Source organism: Bacteroides sp. OF03-11BH (genome assembly GCF_003604005.1).
GTDB classification, from domain to species: Bacteria; Bacteroidota; Bacteroidia; order Bacteroidales; family Bacteroidaceae; genus Bacteroides; species Bacteroides ovatus.
In genome coordinates this window covers 230,251-249,892 of the sequence record NZ_QTMW01000002.1, presented here as the reverse complement: position 1 = coordinate 249,892, position 19,642 = coordinate 230,251, and the positions used below count along the sequence as shown (strand labels likewise).

13 protein-coding genes and 1 tRNA gene are annotated in these 19,642 nt (G+C 42.1%); 12 read left to right on the top strand and 2 right to left on the bottom strand.

Annotation, left to right across the window (positions count from 1 at the left end):
- Positions 1-14: 14 nt before the first annotated feature.
- The 8 genes from DXA54_RS02660 (at position 15) to DXA54_RS02625 (ending at position 12,952) form a co-directional block, all read left to right on the top strand.
- Positions 15-626, top strand: coding sequence for a fasciclin domain-containing protein (locus tag DXA54_RS02660; RefSeq protein ID WP_004310456.1), 612 nt, complete (start codon positions 15-17; stop codon positions 624-626).
- Between the two features lie 28 nt (positions 627-654).
- The gene (locus DXA54_RS02655; RefSeq protein WP_004310455.1) at positions 655-2,217 is read left to right on the top strand and encodes a hypothetical protein; all 1,563 of its coding nucleotides are present in this window, start codon (positions 655-657) and stop codon (positions 2,215-2,217) included.
- Positions 2,218-2,600: 383 nt separating this feature from the next.
- Positions 2,601-4,157 (top strand): hypothetical protein, encoded by a 1,557-nt coding sequence (locus DXA54_RS02650; protein ID WP_032852749.1) that lies wholly within the window; start codon positions 2,601-2,603, stop codon positions 4,155-4,157.
- Positions 4,158-4,214: 57 nt separating this feature from the next.
- Complete coding sequence (locus tag DXA54_RS02645) at positions 4,215-5,228, top strand: DUF6528 family protein (protein ID WP_032852750.1); 1,014 nt, start codon at positions 4,215-4,217, stop codon at positions 5,226-5,228.
- Positions 5,229-5,285: 57 nt separating this feature from the next.
- Positions 5,286-7,079, top strand: coding sequence for a glycoside hydrolase family 71/99-like protein (locus DXA54_RS02640; protein ID WP_120078925.1), 1,794 nt, complete (start codon positions 5,286-5,288; stop codon positions 7,077-7,079).
- An 8-nt stretch (positions 7,080-7,087) separates the two neighbouring features.
- Positions 7,088-9,442, top strand: coding sequence for a TIM-barrel domain-containing protein (locus DXA54_RS02635; RefSeq protein ID WP_120078924.1), 2,355 nt, complete (start codon positions 7,088-7,090; stop codon positions 9,440-9,442).
- A 19-nt stretch (positions 9,443-9,461) separates the two neighbouring features.
- Positions 9,462-12,137, top strand: coding sequence for a glycoside hydrolase family 2 TIM barrel-domain containing protein (locus tag DXA54_RS02630; protein ID WP_120078923.1), 2,676 nt, complete (start codon positions 9,462-9,464; stop codon positions 12,135-12,137).
- 17 nt (positions 12,138-12,154) lie between these two features.
- The gene (locus DXA54_RS02625) at positions 12,155-12,952 is read left to right on the top strand and encodes a sialate O-acetylesterase (protein WP_008645237.1); all 798 of its coding nucleotides are present in this window, start codon (positions 12,155-12,157) and stop codon (positions 12,950-12,952) included.
- A gap of 260 nt (positions 12,953-13,212) precedes the next feature.
- Here DXA54_RS02625 and DXA54_RS02620 read toward each other — a convergent pair.
- Positions 13,213-13,285, bottom strand: a tRNA-Met gene (locus DXA54_RS02620).
- Positions 13,286-13,523: 238 nt separating this feature from the next.
- On the opposite strand from DXA54_RS02620, the gene DXA54_RS02615 reads away from it, so the two are divergent.
- From DXA54_RS02615 to DXA54_RS02600, 4 genes are all read left to right on the top strand, one after another.
- Entirely contained in the window at positions 13,524-14,114 is a 591-nt protein-coding gene (locus DXA54_RS02615) for a TetR/AcrR family transcriptional regulator (RefSeq protein ID WP_004299903.1), read from the top strand.
- 16 nt (positions 14,115-14,130) lie between these two features.
- A complete protein-coding gene (fabG, locus tag DXA54_RS02610) occupies positions 14,131-14,877 on the top strand; it encodes a 3-oxoacyl-[acyl-carrier-protein] reductase (RefSeq protein WP_010536417.1) in 747 nt (248 codons plus the stop codon).
- Positions 14,878-14,886: 9 nt separating this feature from the next.
- The gene (locus DXA54_RS02605) at positions 14,887-15,558 is read left to right on the top strand and encodes an RluA family pseudouridine synthase (protein ID WP_120078922.1); all 672 of its coding nucleotides are present in this window, start codon (positions 14,887-14,889) and stop codon (positions 15,556-15,558) included.
- Between the two features lie 219 nt (positions 15,559-15,777).
- Entirely contained in the window at positions 15,778-18,048 is a 2,271-nt protein-coding gene (locus tag DXA54_RS02600; RefSeq protein WP_120078921.1) for a GH92 family glycosyl hydrolase, read from the top strand.
- Positions 18,049-18,338: 290 nt separating this feature from the next.
- Here DXA54_RS02600 and DXA54_RS02595 read toward each other — a convergent pair whose 3' ends face one another.
- Entirely contained in the window at positions 18,339-19,499 is a 1,161-nt protein-coding gene (locus tag DXA54_RS02595; RefSeq protein ID WP_008997875.1) for a glycoside hydrolase family 130 protein, read from the bottom strand.
- Positions 19,500-19,642 lie beyond the last annotated feature (143 nt).

Genomic DNA, 19,642 nt, shown 5'->3' with positions numbered 1-19,642 from the left:
AAAAGGTAGAAGCAATGAAAAAGACAATATTATATAAGACTCTTTTCTTTTGTTGGACAATTTTGGCATTGACCGGTTGTGATCTGGACTTGCAAAAGAACTATGATTATGAGCCTTCGGTGGATGATCCGTATGTAAAAGTGACAGCGTGGGAATATTTTCAGGATCACAAAGATATGTTCTCGGAGTTGATAGCAGCTATTGAATATACAGGCTTAAAGGACTATTATACCCAGACTGATAATAAATATACTTTTCTGGCTTTGAATAATGCCGGTATGCAGCTTTATCGGGAGAATGAATTTGCAGGCGTAGCTTCCATTACAGATTGTGATAAAGAAAAGGTGAAGAATATGTTGCTTTATCATATTGTAGATGGAGAATATAGTTCTTATGGGCAATTGCAGGTAGAACCGATGTTCGTCTTAACTATGCTGAAAGGTGAGACTGGATTGATGACAATGTCTGTTTGGAAAAATCCATGGCAGGCTGCAGTAGGTAAGATTCTGGTGAATCAGACCGGAAGCAACGGAAAATCTCCGCAACGACAAGCTAAGACTAGCAATATTCTGCCGACAAACGGTGTGATTCATATATTTGAGAACTATTGCAAATATTCCAAATAACCACAGTTAATTAAAAAGAGAACTAATTATGATTCGTAAAATATATACCTTATTAATATTAGGACTTTGCTTGGGCTTTGCTGCCTGTGGCGACGATAATGATGGATTGGATCCTAATGCAGCGGCTCCTGTGATTAATTTTCCTATGGAGCAGCTGGACGTTGATTTGAATAAAGTAGACAATCTGCCGGTAGTGGCTGTTATTAAATCACAGGCAGGGCTTCAGAGCGTGACAATGAAATTGCAGACGGTGGAGGGAGTGACAGAATATAAAACTGTAACCGACTTTTTCAATCCCAACTCGTATAGCTTGTCTGAAAACTTGGAGTACAATGCAAATTATGAAGCTTTTATCATTGAAGCTACAGATAAACTGAATCATGTTACGAGTGGGACTTTACCAATTGCTGTTACCGATGTAATGGCACGTCCTGTCATTACATTCGATCCGGAAGAGATTGTATATGATGAGATGGATGAAAATCCGGTAATTCCCCGTACTACTTTCGAAGTTGTTTCGGAAGCCGGCTTGAAGGTTGTGGAAGTGTATTTGGTATCTGCCACCGGACAGGAATCAAAAGGAAGTGTGGAACTGAATGGCAAAAAGGATTTCTCGTATGACGAGATGATTAATTACAAAGAAGGCGATAAAGGTTTCAAAGTAAAAGCAGTGGATATATATGATAATGTGACCATTTCAACTTTACCTGTGGAATATAGAACAGTGCCAATACCTGTATTGACTTTGCCTGAATTGCCTATTTTTGCTACAACAGATGCAAAACAGGGAGTGCCGGTGAAGGTCGAATCTGTACGAGGAGTTCACGAAGTAATTATTTACCGTATTGAAAACGGACAGGAAATCGAAGTCTTACGGGAACAGAAGAATGGTGAGAAACAATTGGATTACACTCCGGAAATTGATTTTACTGAAACTACGTCTCAAATTAAAGTGGTGGTTTCTGATGGGAGAGTGGGAAAAGAAGCTGTCGGAACTGTGAAAGCATATGTAAATATGGATGTTGCCACAGTGAATATATCTAGTAAGACTTTTGCTAATAGTGCGCACGAAAAATATCCGGATGCTTATGGTTTGTTATCTTTCAAAGATTTAAAAACGTATTCTGTTGATTATGCATTAGCTAGTGCGGATAATGCGAAGAATGTTGATTTGAAATTCTATTGTATGGGAAAAGGTAAGGACGTTCCTTCAGAGCCTCGTCTGTATTCTATAAATGCTACAAAAACAAATGAATATACAGGCTCCGGTGGGGTATCTTTGAACACCGCGGCTGTGAAGAATAAGACTATGATAGCTAAACTTTCCGGCTTTGATTATGATAATGCAACAGTTACTTCTATAGCTTCTGAAATATCAGCTAGTTTGATTGTGAAAGAAGAACTGATTCCTATAGCGGAGGGAGATATTATTGCCTTTAAAACAGCATCGACTTCTGCAGCAGGTGGAAACAGAATCGGAGTGATGAAAATCATTAGTATGACACCATCTATTGGTGAAGGTGTACTGAAGCCCGGAGATACAACAGCTCGTGTATTAACTGTTGAAATCAAATTCCCTAAGAAGAAGTAGGCAGGGTAGTATTACCTACCGCCTGAAGTCTTAATAGAAAACTTCTTTTCTATTAAGACTAAACTTCCCTTTCATTGGGAGTAAAGTTGTTCTCTGTCCGATACAAACTATAAACGAAGCTTACGTTTTTATAAATGCAAGTTGCGTTTATAAAAACAAAACTTGCAATTATAAAAACAAAGCTTGCGTTTATAGTTTATAATAAGGATAAAAGAAGTTTGCAACAAGGAGGAAGGAAGTTCTCTCCTAGTGGAGGATAATTTTTCTATTAATAGCCGACGCGAGAGTTATTAACAGCTATCCCGGTGAACTAGAGTATACGAAAGATGCGATTGATAACAAATACGATGGTTAAGTAATAATGTGCAGTAGCTGAAAGTAATATGAGAAAACATATAATATATAGGTATTTCCTCTTTTTATCTTTGGTCGGACTGATGCAGTTGACGTTTAGCTGTTCCTCCTCTTCCAACGAAATAGAACCTTTGAAACCGGAAGGAGAAGATGCTTCTTTGGAAAAAGATGAATATACTTTTATGAATGTAGAATACCGGAAGTGGCAGAACGGAACTTTCCAGGCATGGATAACGGCAGATTCAAGGGAAACACGTACCATTGATAATATGAATTGGTATACTCCCTCTTCGGATTATAGCCGGACTGCATGGGGAGGACGAATCGGTTTACAGCCTTCTTCTGTGGTTGGAAAAGAAGGCTTTTTCCGAGTGGCTAATTGTAGAGGCCGTTTTTATTTGCTCGATCCGGATAATGGAGCTGTTATCATTCATGGAATTCAGCATGTTCGTCCGGGAGAATCTACTGCTCATAAGAAGGCTTTCGGTACTCGATACGGTAGTGAGGCGCAATGGAGTGAAGAGACTGGCAAACTGTTAGCAGACAATCATATAAACTATATTTCGTATGGCTCGAACCGTATTGAAGTATTTCCTGCTGCAGTACGTGGTAACTTGTTGACCCCTAAGACGCAAAAGATTGCTTATGCAGAGAATCTGTATCTGCTTCGTACCTTTATGTGGGATATGAGTAGGAATTTGGGCTATGCGTTTGATGATGACAAATATAATCGCTTAGTTCTTCTTTTTGAACCCACATTTGCTACGTACATAGATCGTCTCGTACAAGAAAAGTCAGCTTTATTTGCCGGTGACCGGCATTTTATCGGTTTCTATCTTGACAATGAATTGCCATTTGCCAGTTATCAGAATGCTGACCCTTTGCGAGGAATTGATCTGAAACATTTCTTGTCTTTGCCCGAACGCTATAAAGCTGCTCGTGAGTATGCCGAAAAGTTTATGCGGGATAACGGTATAGCTTCTACCGGAGTGATAACCAAGAAAAATCAGGAAGACTTCCGGGGGATGGTTGCTGATTATTATTATCAGTTGACCACCGCTACCGTCAGACGATATGATAAAGAGCATTTGATATTGGGAACACGTCTGCATGATTGGAGTAAATATAATCAGAAAGTGGTGGAAGCGTGTGCTCGTTATTGCGATCTTGTTTCCGTCAACTATTATGCACGTTGGCAACCGGAGGCAGATTTCTTGGCAAACCTGAAAATCTGGTGTGGAGCGAAGCCTTTTTTAGTTTCAGAATTCTATATAAAAGCGGAAGATGCCAGTTATCAAGGAACTGGATATGCTAATACTGAAGGAGGTGGCTGGCTGGTGCATACACAAAAAAATAGAGGTGAGTTTTATCAGAACTTCTGTCTTCGTTTGCTTGAAACTCATAACTGTGTGGGCTGGGTACATTTTGAGTATAATGATGGTTACGATTCTAACGGAAAAGCTTCTAATAAAGGAGTGGTTTCCATCGAATACGAACCTTATGAATCTTTTCTGTCGCAGATGCGGCAGTTGAATCTTTCAGTTCATTCATTGATCGATTATTACGATACAAAATCGGTTCAATAGATTGACGGAAACTTTAAATAGACAAATTGAATATTTAGAATTAAAATAGTTATGACCATGAAGAAGTTTAGTTTATTTGCAATCCTTTTAGGATTTAATATAGCTTTGGGAGCATGTTCCGATGATGATGCCGCTCCTGTAGTAAAAAATGAAATCTTTCAACTTCCGGAAAAGGCTTATGTACTGGCGGAACAATCCAGACGGGCTATTGTCATCAGAGATGCGGAGACGCACCGCAATATTTGGAGTTGGGATCCTTATACTGCCTGTGTTCCTGCTGCACAGCAGGGTTGGTTTGTTAATCCGAGTGAAGTGAAACCGGTTTTCAATAGACGCTATATCTTGATGACTGCCTCCGGCGGAGCTGTGGCTTTAATCCGTTTGTCCGATCATAAATTAATGTTCTATGCAAACTGCGGACAGAATCCCCACTCTGCGGAGGTATTGCCCGATGGAAATATCGTGACGGCAGAATCTAAATCCGGTGAAATCAATACCTTTGTGGTTGACACGGTTAAGGTATTGGGAGCAAAAGCTAATACGGTGAAGTTGGGTAATGCGCATAATGTTGTTTGGGATAAGAAAAGATCGTATCTTTATGCTACAGCTACCAAAAAAGAGGGAGTGACTGCATTATTCCGTTTTAAGTACGATGGCAACCGGAGTAATCCCAAGTTAATAAATCAGACTACCCTTTATACATTCAGCAATGAATCGGGTGGGCATGATTTGTTCCCGGTATATGGTGAAGAAGATAAATTATGGCTTACTGCTGCTTCGGCTGTCTATAAGTTTGATTTGACTGGAGTTACCGACGCTACGACTAATGACTCTGCCGAACCTACTTGCGAGAAAGTTTACAGCATAGCCGATATAAAAAGCATCTGCAACGGACCGGACGGAATCCTGATGCTGAAACCGACTGAAGAGTGGTGGGCAGAAGGACTTGTAAATGAGGAGGGAGAAGAACTTTTCAAAATGGACGGAGCTAAGATTTATAAAGGTCGTTGGATGATAGACAATACTTTCAGTTATCCGGAAAAGCATGATTTCGTATTGGGCGAAGATTAAATTAAGTATAGCCGAAGATTGATAAAATATATAAGTTGAATAATTAAGTTTGGAACAATGAGGAAACTTCTTCTTTTTTTATTGGTATCTATCGCATTACCGGCTTTGGCGCAAAACGGAAAGAAAGTGTATGCCGACTTCCACGGTGTACGTTATACCCGGCAGCATGACGGAAAGTTGGGCCGTTGGGAAATGTATGCCAATACGGAAAAATCAAGTACCGGAAGGAAGTCGCTGTGTTATAATGCCGATCTGATAGACAGCGAAGGACGGCATGAGATAGCGGCAGTGGCTTATCCCCAAGTCGGAATGCAGTCCAATCTCGATCCCGATTATATCGAATATCAGATATTGTCGGCAAAAGCGGCTAAGATAGATGGATTCTTTATCGAATGGGGGTTCAAGCCTCACGAAAATGACATCTTGCTGCGTGAGATGCAGAAAGTGGCAGCAAAGTATGACTTTGAAATCGGCGTAAACTGGTGCGACGGTTGGTTATATTATGACTGGATTACGAAGATTTATCCGGAAGTTAACACCCGTGAGGCAAAGACCGAATACATGGCTAAATGTTATCAATATCTGGTAGATAGTGTCTTCACAGGTCCGACTGCTCCTATGGTGAAAGGAATGCCTGTTTTTTATCATTTCGGTCCCGGAGCGAAAGTTGATGAATACAAGAAAGTGTTATCACAAGTGAAGTTTCCGCAAGGAATGAGGCAGCCCGTTGCCTTACGCCGTTGGGCGGATTGGGGAAAACTGGAAAATGATAAATACATTCCCGTCACCCGCAGTGATGATATGGATGCTTGGGAAAAAGTGGGAGAAATACCGACTGCATGGCTTCCTGCCCGTGTTCGCACAAGAGATCAGGCACATGCTGAATGGGATAATTATGCCACACAGGATGATGTTATTGAGTTTATGAAACCTTTCCGTGATTCAATTTGGCATAGTAACAATCCTGCTTATACCATTAAGTCGGGATTTGCCATGCCGGGAATGGATAACCGGGGCTGTGCAGGCTGGGGACGTGGACACTTCTATTATATCCCACGTAACAATGGAGAAACTTATCAAAGTATGTGGAAGTTCTGTATGGCAGAGAAGGACAGCCTGGACATGATGTTTATCGCTTCGTGGAGTGACTATACCGAAGGACACGAAATAGAGCCGACCATTGAAAACGGTGACCGTGAACTACGTACGACTTTAAAGTATGCGGCGGAATTCAAAGACGAACAGGCGGACGAGCGTGGATTAACCTTACCTTTAATGCTTTTCCGGCTGCGAAAAGAAGCCCGTTTCCTGGAAAAGACGAAGATGGACGTATCCGCTTGTCAACGTTCGCTCGATAGGGCAGCATTGTTGATTAGCCAGGGACGTTATCCGGTGGCAATAGGCTTGTTGTCACAAATAGAAAATGATGTCAAGACGGCAAAATCCGCTTTGGCGGTTGAGATGATGCGTTTGCGTGAGTCGGACATGAAGATTCAGGGAAAGCGAAAATCCGGTGGTTACAGTGCCGAAGAAACTCTCTCTATCTCTTTGCCCAAAGAGCTGGTTTCCAAATTACAAATGAATAACTATGTAGGGTATCTCTATTTTGAATACCTGGACAAGGGAAATGAATCTCTTTTTATACGTTCATCTACACAGCGCGAACCGAAAGAACCGTTTAAAATTGTATCCCGGATACGTACCGACAATACAGGTGAATGGAAAAGCGCAAAAGTAGAATTGTATAAGGATAATATCATGAATGGATTCAATATGCCTACTTTCTATTTAAAAGGAAATGTCGTAGTTCGTAATTTGTCATTGGGTTATACGATCTACACAGTCAAATAAATGCATGGATGAAGAGTTTTAATTGGTTATTAGTTTTATCTGTACTATCCTGCATCGGATGTTCCTCTCCGGTTCATGAAGACGGTAGGGGATGTGCTTTCGTATCTGACAGTATTCAATATCGGGTCGAGTTTATGTCGGCGGGGTGCGTGCGGATTCTGTCTTTTCCTGAAGGTGATACACTGGTAACAAGAAGATTGGTGGTCGATTCGGAAAAGCCGGCTTTTAAAGATTATAAATGGGAAGATACGGGACAGAAGCTGGTCTTTCGCACCCGTGAACTTTCCGTAGTTTTTGATAAGGCAGATGCGGCTTTCACTTTTCAGGAAACATCCACAGGTAAGTTATTACTAAAAGAGAAAGGGGATAGAAAGGCACGGAACTTCAAACGTTCGGTTGCCGGAGGTGAACAATGTCTCGAAGTCACTCAACGCTTTGTTCCTACCGAGGATGAGGCCATTTACGGACTGGGACAGTATCAGAATGGAATCATGAACTACCGGGGGAAATCCGTACTTCTGTTACAGGCCAATATGGATATTGTCAATCCGTTCCTTATTTCGACCAACGGATATGGTGTCTTATGGGATAATTATTCTTCTACGAAGTTTGAAGATACGAAGGAGGGCTACTCATTTACTTCCGAAGTAGGTGATGCCTCCGACTATTATTTTGTCTATGGCAAGAATATGGACGAAGTCGTTGCCGGTTATCGGGAATTGACGGGGGACGTGCCGATGTTTGGAAAATGGGTGTATGGCTTCTGGCAGTCCAAAGAACGATATAAGTCGTTCGATGAATTGAAGGCAGTCGTTAAAGAATACCGTAAACGGGGAATTCCGTTGGATAACATTGTGCAGGACTGGGAATATTGGGGAGACAAACCTCATTGGAACAGCCTGACCTTCCATCCGGCAAACTTTAATCATCCCCGTCAGGTTATTGATGAACTGCATCAACAGGACCATGTTCATTTTATGCTTTCCGTATGGCCCGGATTCGGACCGGAAACGGCTGTCTATCAGTCTTTGGATTCTATCGGTGCATTGTTTAGTGAACCTACATGGGCAGGTTATAAGGTTTTTGATGCCTACAATCCTGTCGCGAGGGATATTTTCTGGCAATACCTCAAGAAAGGACTCTATGATATGGGTGTGGATGCTTGGTGGATGGATGCAACGGAACCATCTTTCCGGGATGGATTCACACAGTTGAAGCAGGAAGAAAAGACCAAATCAGCTGGTAATACTTATCTGGGTAGCTTCCACCGTTATCTGAACACTTATTCTTTAGAAATGCTAAAGGACTTCTATCAACGCCTGCGCGCCGAGAGCGATCAGAAGCGTATATTTATCTTAACTCGTTCCGCCTTTGCCTCGCAACAGCATTATGGTACAGCCGTATGGTCGGGTGACGTTTCGGCTTCATGGGAGAATATGCACAAACAACTGGTTGCCGGCTTAAACTTGTCTATGTCCGGTATTCCGTATTGGACTTCCGATACGGGAGGATTCTTTGTTACAGAACGGGATGCAAAATATCCCGACGGACTGAAAAGTAATGATTATAAAGAGTTATATTCCCGTTGGTTCCAGTTTAGCGCATTTACTCCTATCTTCCGTGCTCACGGTACGAATGTGCCGCGTGAAATTTGGCAATTCGGTGAAGAGGGGACATTATCTTATTATAATCAAGTGAAGTATATCCATCTGCGCTACCGTCTGTTGCCATACATTTACTCAATGTCCCATCAGGTAACCGCCAATAATTATACCATGTTGAGAGGTTTGGCAATGGATTTCACAACAGATACCCGGACATTTGATATTGATAATGCCTATATGTTCGGTACTTCCTTATTGGTGCGTCCGGTATTTCATCCGCAATCGGAAGAAAAGAACATCTGTATTTATCTGCCGGAACATAGCGGTAAATATTGGTATGACTTCTGGACCGGAGAAGCTTTTGAAGGAGGAAGAGAACAAATGCAGACAAATATCCTCGACATACTTCCGCTCTATGTGAAGGCTGGTTCTATCTTGCCTTTGGCAGAAGTGAAACAATATGCGATGGAATATCCCGATCGTGAACTGGAATTGCGTATCTATGGAGGAGCGGATGCTGCTTTTTTATGGTATGAGGATGAAGGTGATTCCTACCGCTATGAAGAGGGTGTATGTTCGAAAGTGCCGATGCAATGGAAAGATTCGGAACGGACATTGACTATTGGACTGCGTGAGGGAACTTATCCCGGTATGCCGGAACAAATAAAAATGCGTGTGAAATTATATCTGCCTGAAGGTGCAGCTCTTGATAGCAAAGAGTGCGTCTACACAGGTAGAGAAGTAAAAATAAAGTTTTAATTATAAGTATATATCGATTATGAAGAAGTTTCTCTATATTTTTATTCTATTGTTTATTGTGGGATGGGCACAGGCGCAACAGCGTGTGGTATACACAATCAACGACGGATGGAAATTTACAAAAGGATCTCCGTTTGAAGCGCAGCTGGCCGGCTGTGACGACTCTTCTTGGGAGACGGTCAATATACCTCATACATGGAATAATAAAGATGCAGACGACGAAACTCCGGGATTTTATCGGGGACCGGCTTGGTACCGGAAACAATTGTTTGTAGATAAAAGCCAGGAGGGACGTCAGGCAGTGATCTATTTTGAAGGAGCCAATCAGGAAGTGCGATTTTATCTGAACGGTCAGTTCGTGGGAGAACACAAAGGAGGGTATACCCGTTTCTGTTTTGACATCACTTCCCATTTGCGTTATGGACAGGAAAACCTGTTTGCCATTTATGTGAACAATGTCTATAATCCGAATATTCCTCCCTTATCTGCCGATTTTACTTTCTTTGGCGGTATCTACCGGGATGTCTATCTGCAGTTTATGAATCCGGTACACATTGCAACGAATGATTATGCTTCGTCAGGAGTTTATATCCGTACACCCGAAGTGAACAACTCCGCAGCCTCGGTAGAAATTACTACATTACTGACGAATAATACACTCCAACCTGCAGAAATCAGGGTGGAAAATATAATCTGCGATGCGGATGGTAAGGAAGTGAAAAAGACTCATGCGGAAATAAAGCTGGCATCCGGTGAAACAAAGACAGACATCTCTAAAAAGATAAAAATAGATTCGCCCCGTTTGTGGGATATAGACGATCCTTATCGGTATATGGTATATACGCGTATTCTCGATAAGAAAAAGGGTACTTTGCTGGATGAAGTGGTGAATCCGTTAGGCTTGCGCTGGTTTAAATTTGATTCGGAAAAGGGCTTTTTCCTGAATGGCAAAGGACGTAAACTAATCGGAACTGCCCGGCATCAGGATTATTTTCAGAAAGGAAATGCCTTGCGCGATGAGTTGCATGTACAAGATGTACTGTTGTTGAAAGAGATGGGAGGGAACTTCCTGCGTGTGTCACATTATCCCCAAGATCCTGTAATCATGGAAATGTGTGATAAACTGGGTATTGTGACTTCGGTTGAAATCCCCGTTGTCAATGCTGTTACGGAAACTGAAGAGTTTTTGCAGAACTCCGTTGAGATGGCTAAAGAAATGGTACGTCAGGATTTCAACCGCCCTTCTGTTATGATTTGGGGGTATATGAATGAGATTTTTCTGCGTCGCCCTTATACCGAAGGCAAGCAATTGGAAGATTACTACCGCTTTACTGAAAAAGTAGCCCGTGCCTTGGAAGCGACCATCCGCGAGGAAGATCCTTCAAGATATACCATGATGGCTTATCATAATATGCCTCAATATTACGAAGATGCCCATCTGACCGAAATTCCGATGATTCAGGGGTGGAACCTGTATCAAGGCTGGTATGAGCCGGATATCAATGAGTTTCAACGTTTGCTCGACCGTGCCCATAAGGTATACAAGGGAAAAGTGTTGATGGTTACGGAATATGGACCGGGAGTAGATCCGGGACTTCATTCCTACCAGCCGGAACGTTTCGACTTCTCACAGGAATATGGTTTGGTGTATCATAAACATTATCTCCGTGAAATGATGAAACGTCCGTTTATTGCCGGTTCCAGTCTGTGGAATCTGAATGATTTTTATTCCGAATCCCGTGTCGATGCTGTTCCTCATGTAAACAATAAAGGAGTTGTCGGATTAAACAGGGAGAAGAAGGATGTTTATTGGTTTTATAAGACAGCTTTGTCACGTCGTCCGATACTTGTTATAGGTAATCGGGAGTGGAAAAGCCGTGGGGGAGTGGTGAATACTGCACAGAAAGAATGTATTCAGTCTGTTCCTGTATTCTCCAATGCGGAAGAAGTAGAGCTGTTTGTGAACAATAAGAGTCTGGGAAAGAAAAAGGTGGAAGATAATTATGCTTTGTTCGATGTACCGTTCGTTGGTGGGGAGAATCTCCTGGAAGCGGTTGCTGTGGCTGGTGATAGCAAATTGCGGGATATGCTCCGGATTCAGTTCCGGTTGGTAGGCTCACAGTTGAAAGACGAAGCAATCCCATTTACGGAAATAAATGTAATGTTGGGTTCTCCGAGATATTTTGAAGACCGTACAGCAAATGTAGCATGGATTCCCGAGCAGGAGTATGAGCCCGGTAGCTGGGGATTTGTAGGCGGAACTTCTTATCGTCGTAAAACAGGATTCGGCAGTATGCTTGGTTCGGATATTGACATTCTGGGAACGGATATGAATCCAATCTTCCAGACTCAACGTGTTGGAATAAAATCTTTTAAAGCTGATGTACCGAATGGAGAATATTCCGTATATTTGTACTGGGCAGAATTGGAGTCGGACAAAGAGAGGGAAGCGTTGGTTTATAATCTGGGAGCTGACTCGGAACAGACGTTTGCCGGAAACCGTAGCTTCGGAATTTCAATGAATGGAACGACTGTTTTGGATGATTTCAACATAGCTCGTGATTACGGATATGCCCGTGCTGTTATCAAGAAGTTTGTAGTAACGGTGAAGGATGGAAAAGGATTGAGTGTTGACTTTCATAAAAAAGAAGGAGAACCTATTCTGAACGCTATCCGTATTTATAGAAACTATTAATCATAAACACTGTCAATATGCTTAGGTCTATTTATTTACTGTCTTTTCTCCTCCTGCAATCTTTATTTGCTTTTGCCGGGAATGTAAAGGAGAATGTTCCGTCTTCTTTTGACTTGTATGTATGCATCGGACAATCCAACATGGCGGGGCGTGCAACATTAACTCCGGAAGTCATGGATACCCTCCAAAATGTGTATCTATTGAATGATAAGGGGAATTTTGAACCGGCAGTAAATCCTCTCAATCGTTATTCTACAGTTCGGAAAGATTTGTCAATGCAGCGTTTGGGACCGGCTTACGGCTTTGCTAAAGAGATGGCCCGACAAACGAAACGTCCTGTCGGGCTGGTAGTAAATGCGCGTGGAGGCTCATCCATCAACTCCTGGCTAAAAGGGAGTAAAGACGGATATTATGAAGAAGCTCTTTCCCGGGTTCGGATTGCAATGAAGCAGGGAGGTGTTTTGAAAGCAATCCTTTGGCATCAGGGAGAAGCCGATTGTTCGAATCCGGAAGCGTATAAACAGAAACTGATTTCTTTGGTGAAAGACTTGCGGGAAGATCTGGACATGCCGGATCTACCGGTTGTTGTAGGACAGATTTCACAATGGAACTGGACGAAAAGAGAAGCAGGTACAGTCCCCTTTAATCAGATGATTAAAAAAGTTTCTTCATTTATTCCCTATTCCGATTGGGTATCATCGAAAGGATTGGGATGGTATAAAGATGAGAAAGACCCTCATTTTAATACGGAAGCACAACTGTTATTAGGAAAACGTTATGCGAAAAAGATACTGAAGTTTTATAAACATCAATAGGATACCCTTTTTCGAAGGAACATAAAAGCCGGCTGATTCATGAGGGATCAGCCGGCTTTTGTATGGTGAATAACTAAATACTGCCTTGTTGATAGAAAAGGAGTCTATATGCTTAATTGTCTTGTTATAAGCAAATTAACCTGTTAATAACTTTGTTGATATCCTTGTTGATAACTGAAATTAGGTTGTGAATAAAACCAGTAAAGAAGAGTCGTCATAAAAAAGAAGAACCGCATTTCTGCGATTCTTCTTATCTTTAGTTGCGGAGATCCGACTCGAACGAATGACCTTTGGGTTATGAGCCCAACGAGCTACCAACTGCTCCACTCCGCGATGTTTAACGGGTGCAAAGGTACGGCTTTTTTTGAAACAAACAAATAATTTGCTGAATATTTTTCGAGTAAATCATCATTTTTTTTCTTATTTAGTTGAGAATGAATGAAATAATGATGAAACTTTTTCTTAGCACCTATTAATATACAAATGTTAATATTCTCTCTATTTTCTTGTATGGTCTAAAGAAAAGAATTACTTTTGCTCAAAATATTCAGCAATGTGCAATTTGTAACCTATGACCGTATCCAAGACAAAAGCCAAATTAGTAGATGTAGCCCGTCAGCTTTTTGCGAAGATGGGAGTAGAAAACACAACTATGAATGATATCGCTCTTGCTTCTAAAAAAGGTAGACGAACGCTCTATACTTATTTTAAAAGTAAGGATGAAATTTATTTGGCTGTTGTGGAATCGGAATTGGATATTCTGTCGGATATGATGAAGCGGGTGGCCGAGAAAAATATCTCACCGGACGAGAAATTGTTGGAGATGATATATACCCGGTTGGACGCAGTAAAAGAGGTCGTCTATCGAAACGGAACACTGCGTGCTTATTTCTTCCGTGATATATGGCGGGTGGAAAAAGTTCGCAAGAAGTTTGATGCAAAGGAAGTCCAGCTCTTTAAAGCTGTTCTTCTGGAAGGACAGGCAAAAGGAGTTTTCCATATTGACGATGTGGAGATGACTGCCGACTTGATACATTATTGTGTGAAAGGAATTGAAGTTCCTTATATTCGAGGCCATATAGGTGCACATCTGGATGAAGATACAAGAAATAGATATGTGTCCAACATTGTGTTTGGCGCACTGCATAGAACAGAAATTTAATTAAATAACTTTTAGTATGGGATTATTAGACGGAAAAACAGCCATTGTGACCGGTGCTGCTCGCGGTATTGGTAAGGCTATCGCTCTTAAGTTTGCTGCCGAAGGCGCAAACATCGCATTTACTGATCTTGTCATTGACGAAAATGCAGAAAATACAGCTAAAGAATTGGAAGCAATGGGCGTGAAAGCCAAAGGTTACGCTTCTAACGCGGCTAACTTTGAAGATACTGCAAAGGTCGTTGAAGAAATCCACAAGGACTTCGGACGGATCGATATATTGGTAAATAATGCCGGTATCACTCGTGACGGTTTGATGATGCGCATGAGCGAACAGCAATGGGATATGGTAATCAACGTGAACTTGAAGTCAGCATTTAACTTCATCCATGCTTGTACACCTGTCATGATGCGTCAAAAAGCTGGTAGCATTATCAATATGGCCTCTGTTGTAGGTGTTCACGGAAATGCAGGACAGGCTAACTATGCTGCTTCTAAAGCAGGTATGATTGCATTGGCTAAGTCTATCGCACAAGAGTTGGGCTCTCGTGGCATCCGTGCCAACGCTATCGCTCCGGGATTCATCCTGACAGACATGACAGCTGCTCTTTCTGACGAAGTAAGAGCTGAATGGGCAAAGAAAATACCTTTGCGTCGTGGTGGTACTCCTGAAGATGTGGCAAACATCGCTACCTTCCTGGCTTCTGATATGTCATCTTATGTGTCAGGTCAGGTGATTCAGGTAGATGGTGGTATGAATATGTAATCGAACAGAATGACTGTTGTATACGAAGACAACCATATCATTGTAGCCAACAAGACCGCTTCCGAGATTGTCCAGGCAGACAAGACGGGGGATACGCCACTTTCGGAGACTGTGAAACAGTACCTGAAAGAGAAGTATCAGAAACCCGGAAATGTTTTCCTCGGTGTGACACACCGGCTGGACCGCCCCGTAAGCGGTCTTGTTATTTTTGCCAAAACGAGTAAGGCGCTGACAAGGCTCAACGAAATGTTTCGCACCAGTGAGGTGAAAAAGACTTATTGGGCGGTTGTGAAAAATGCTCCGCAAGAACCGGAAGGTGAACTGGTACATTTTCTTGTACGTAATGAAAAGCAGAACAAAAGTTATGCATACGATAAGGAAGTGCCGAACAGCAAGAAAGCGATCTTGCATTACCGGTTGATCGGTCATTCGGAGAATTACTATTTGCTCGAAGTCGATTTAAAAACCGGACGTCATCATCAGATTCGTTGTCAGCTGGCAAAAATGGGATGCCCTATCAAGGGAGATTTGAAATATGGCTCTCCACGCTCCAATCCGGATGGGAGCATTTGTCTGCATGCCCGGAGAGTACGGTTCGTACATCCTGTCTCAAAAGAACTGATAGAGCTTGAAGCTCCTCTTCCCGAAGGGAATTTATGGAAAGGATTCGCCATAGATTAACACGGATTTCCACAGATTCATTTATTATGTTATTTAGTAGACGGTACGCAGTTTTTCTGTGGAAAACCGTGTAAATCTGTGGTTGGAACTTGCCAAAAGAGTAAACCTGCCTGCCATTTTTCTTGTAAACTCTAGCGACAGTTAGTTAATTCCTAAATAGGTAGTATATTTGCACCATTCGCTAACTATAATTTTCAATCATACCAAAGAAAAATACGAATGAAGGCATTTAAACTACTTGCACTTACTTCTTGTGTCTTGCTTGCAGCGGGAAATGGAGTAGCGCAACAGAACTATTCAAAAAGTGAAGGATTATTGCAGTACGTCGATCCGTATATCGGATCCGGTTATCATGGACACGTCTTTGTTGGGACGAGTGTTCCGTATGGAATGGTACAGCTGGGTCCTACCAATATCCATAAAGGTTGGGACTGGTGCTCGGGTTATCATTATTCCGATAGTATTTTAATTGGCTTTTCACATACCCATTTGAGCGGTACGGGCTGTACTGACTTATGTGATATTCTCATCATGCCATTGAATGAGATCCGTACTCCCAGAGGCAATCAGGATGATATACGTGATGGGTATGCTTCCAGATATTCTCATGCGAATGAAATCGCCCGTCCCGAATATTACTCTTTGCTTCTCGACCGTTACAATATCAAAGCCGAGCTGACAGCTACAGATCGTGTAGGCTTCCATCGTTATACTTATCCTGAAGGAAAACCGGCTTCCATATTAATCGACTTACGTGAAGGAAACGGATCGAATGCTTACGACAGCTATATCCGTAAGGTAGATGATTATACAGTAGAGGGTTATCGTTATGTGAGAGGCTGGAGTCCTTCCCGCAAAGTTTATTTTGTGTTGAAAAGTGATAAAAAGATAGAGCAGTTTACTGCCTATGACGATAATGCTCCGCAACCTTGGGACCAACTGAAAGTGGCATCGGTGAAGAGTGTCCTTACTTTTGGCAACGTGAAAGAAGTGAAGATAAAAGTCGCTCTTTCTTCTGTCAGCTGTGACAACGCAGCGATGAACCTGCAATCCGAACTTACTCACTGGGATTTTGATAAGGTGGTGGATATGAGTGCCGACCGATGGAACAAGCAACTGGAGAAGATGACAGTAGAGACTGATGATGAGGCTTCCAAGCGTGTATTCTATACCGCCCATTATCATACTATGATTGCCCCTACGCTTTTTTGCGATGTGAATGGAGAGTATAGAGGGATGAATGACATGATTTACACAGACCCGAAGAAAGCCAACTATACGACTCTTTCTTTATGGGATACCTACCGTGCATTAAATCCTTTGATGACTATTACTCAACCTGAAATGGTTGACCATGTAGTCAATTCGATGATTTCCATCTATCGTCAGCAGGACAAACTCCCTATCTGGCCTTTGATGAGTGGAGAGACCGATCAGATGCCGGGGTATAGCTCCGTGCCGGTGATTGCCGATGCATATCTGAAGGGATTTACCGGGTTCGATGCGGAAGAAGCATTGCAAGCAATGATAGCTACAGCTACTTATGAAAAGCAGAAAGGAGTACCTTATGTAGTCAAAAAGAGGTATATCCCTGCCGATAAAGTTCATGAAGCTACTTCCATAGCCATGGAGTATGCAGTGGACGACTGGGGAATTGCCGCTATGGCACGTAAGATGGGAAAGGCAGAAGATGCTGAAACTTTCTCAAAGCGTGCTCATTATTACAAGAACTATTTTGATTCTTCAATCCATTTCATTCGTCCGAAATTGGAAGACGGCTCTTGGCGTACTCCTTATGATCCGGCACGTTCCATCCACACAGTTGGAGATTTTTGTGAAGGAAACGGATGGCAATATACTTTCTTTGTACCACAAGACCCGTACGGGCTGATTGCCTTGTTTGGCGGTGACAACCCCTTTATTACTAAACTTGATAATTTCTTCACCAACAACGACAGTATGGGGGAAGGAGCATCGAGCGACATAACCGGATTGATCGGACAATATGCACATGGAAATGAACCGAGCCATCATGTTGCTTATCTTTATGCGTATGCCGGTGAACAATGGAAAACGGCGGAAAAGGTTCGTTTTATCATGAGCGATTTTTACACAGACCAGCCGGACGGCATCATCGGTAATGAGGATTGTGGCCAAATGTCTGCCTGGTATCTTCTTTCATCTATGGGACTCTATCAGGTGAACCCGTCGGATGGTGTATTTGTTTTCGGTAGCCCTTGTTTTAAGAAAGTAGAAATGAAGGTACGTGGTGGTAACACTTTTACTGTAGAAGCACCCAATAACAGCAAAGAAAATATCTATATCCAGAAAGTGTATTTGAATGGCAAGCCTTATGATAAGAGTTATATCACTTATCAGGATATAATAAATGGCAGCACATTGAAGTTTGTAATGGGGAAAAAGCCTAATAAGAATTTTGGTAAGGCTCCGGCAAACAGACCGGTTGTTTTGAATAAGATAAATGGATAAAGATGGCTTACTTATAAAAGACAGCTAATTGTTGAAAGGAGGAAGAAGCCTCCGACAATGAAAGAATAAAGCTGGTTCTCAATATTCAATTCAGTTTTCAATAGGTATTATAAGGCTTTCCGATTGTAGCATTTAATTCTGCTTCGGAAAGCTTTATTTTATACTAGAAACGGCTGAAAAGCAAATCCTTAACAAGAACTTACTGTTTTCAGCCGTTTTGGGGAATATAGTTTTAAGAAATAAGTACATCTTTCCTTTAAAAAAGAATGTAATCAAGACTATTTTTATAACTATGGAAGCGGATCAGCTTTTGCCGGTCGTTTCGGATCATAAACGGCTACTCCTACTTTGGAGTCAGCACAACCATAATACAAATACCATTTGTTTTTGAAGTAGACCATTCCTTCTATAAATACGGTTCCATCCACATATTGCCCACTCTTTTCAAAGCTATCCATCGGACGGAAGAACGGTTCATCGAGACGGGTGATAAAGCGGGTAGGATCATTGGCGTCGAAGAGTGCTTGTCCGGCAGCATAGACATTGGCGGTATAGCGTTTGTCACCTCTTCCTGAATGGTTCTTACCATTATAAAGAAGGACAATTCCTTTCGGAGTGTAGATAGCTGGAGGCCCACATTCGGTGAGATGGCTGTCGAAGTAGCCGTCACGGGGAGAAAACAGCTTTTTTAGGGAGCCGTCAATGTTGACAATCGGTGTCCAGTGGATTAAGTCATCGGAAGTAGCTGCGAATACATGCTCCTCTCCCCAGTACATAAAGTATTTCCCGTTGATTTTCTTGATAACCTGTTTCCCTTTAACAACTTCGGTCAGGATAGAGCCGGACTTACAACCCAGGTTGAAGAACTTTCCATCAAATGCTTTGGCAAAAGCAGGACCGTGTTTTGTCCAGTCTTTTAGGTTGCGGGAGGTCGCTACTGCCAGGCGAGGTACATGGCGATTCCATTGGGTGTACATCATTACATATAATCCGTCATCGGTTACGGCAATTCGTGGGTCTTCGCAGCCGCCGGGCCATTCCAACTCTTTTTGTGAATCATTATCCGGATAGAATACAGGAGTCTTTTCCCGTTGGAAATGTGTGCCGTCGGTAGAAGTGGCATAACCGAGGCGGGAAGTCCGGTGTCCGATACCGACACCTGATTTATCCTCTGCACGGTATAACACGACAATCTCACCATTGTAGAGTGTAGCAGCCGGATTGAATGTATCGTTCGATTCCCACGCAATAGAATCTTTGGTCAATGGACAGTAAAACTTGGTGTTTTCTATAGGAGATATTACCGGATTGACATTCTTTGGACGTTCGAAACCACCGAAAGCCCAATCGGGTAATTTGTTCTCTTTATGATTGGAAGACTGTCCGTAGGCAGTACAGGTCATCATGGTTGTAGTAAGTAGGAATAAAAAAGTTGATTTCATATTGTTCATATTATATGGGTCATTTATTTTTTAGGAGTCATATACTCTCTACATATAAATTGGAAAATAAATAAAATGCTGTCATCTGTCATCTGATTGGGCATAAATGATTGATTATAAATATACTGCAGTGTGACAGCATGATGTGACGG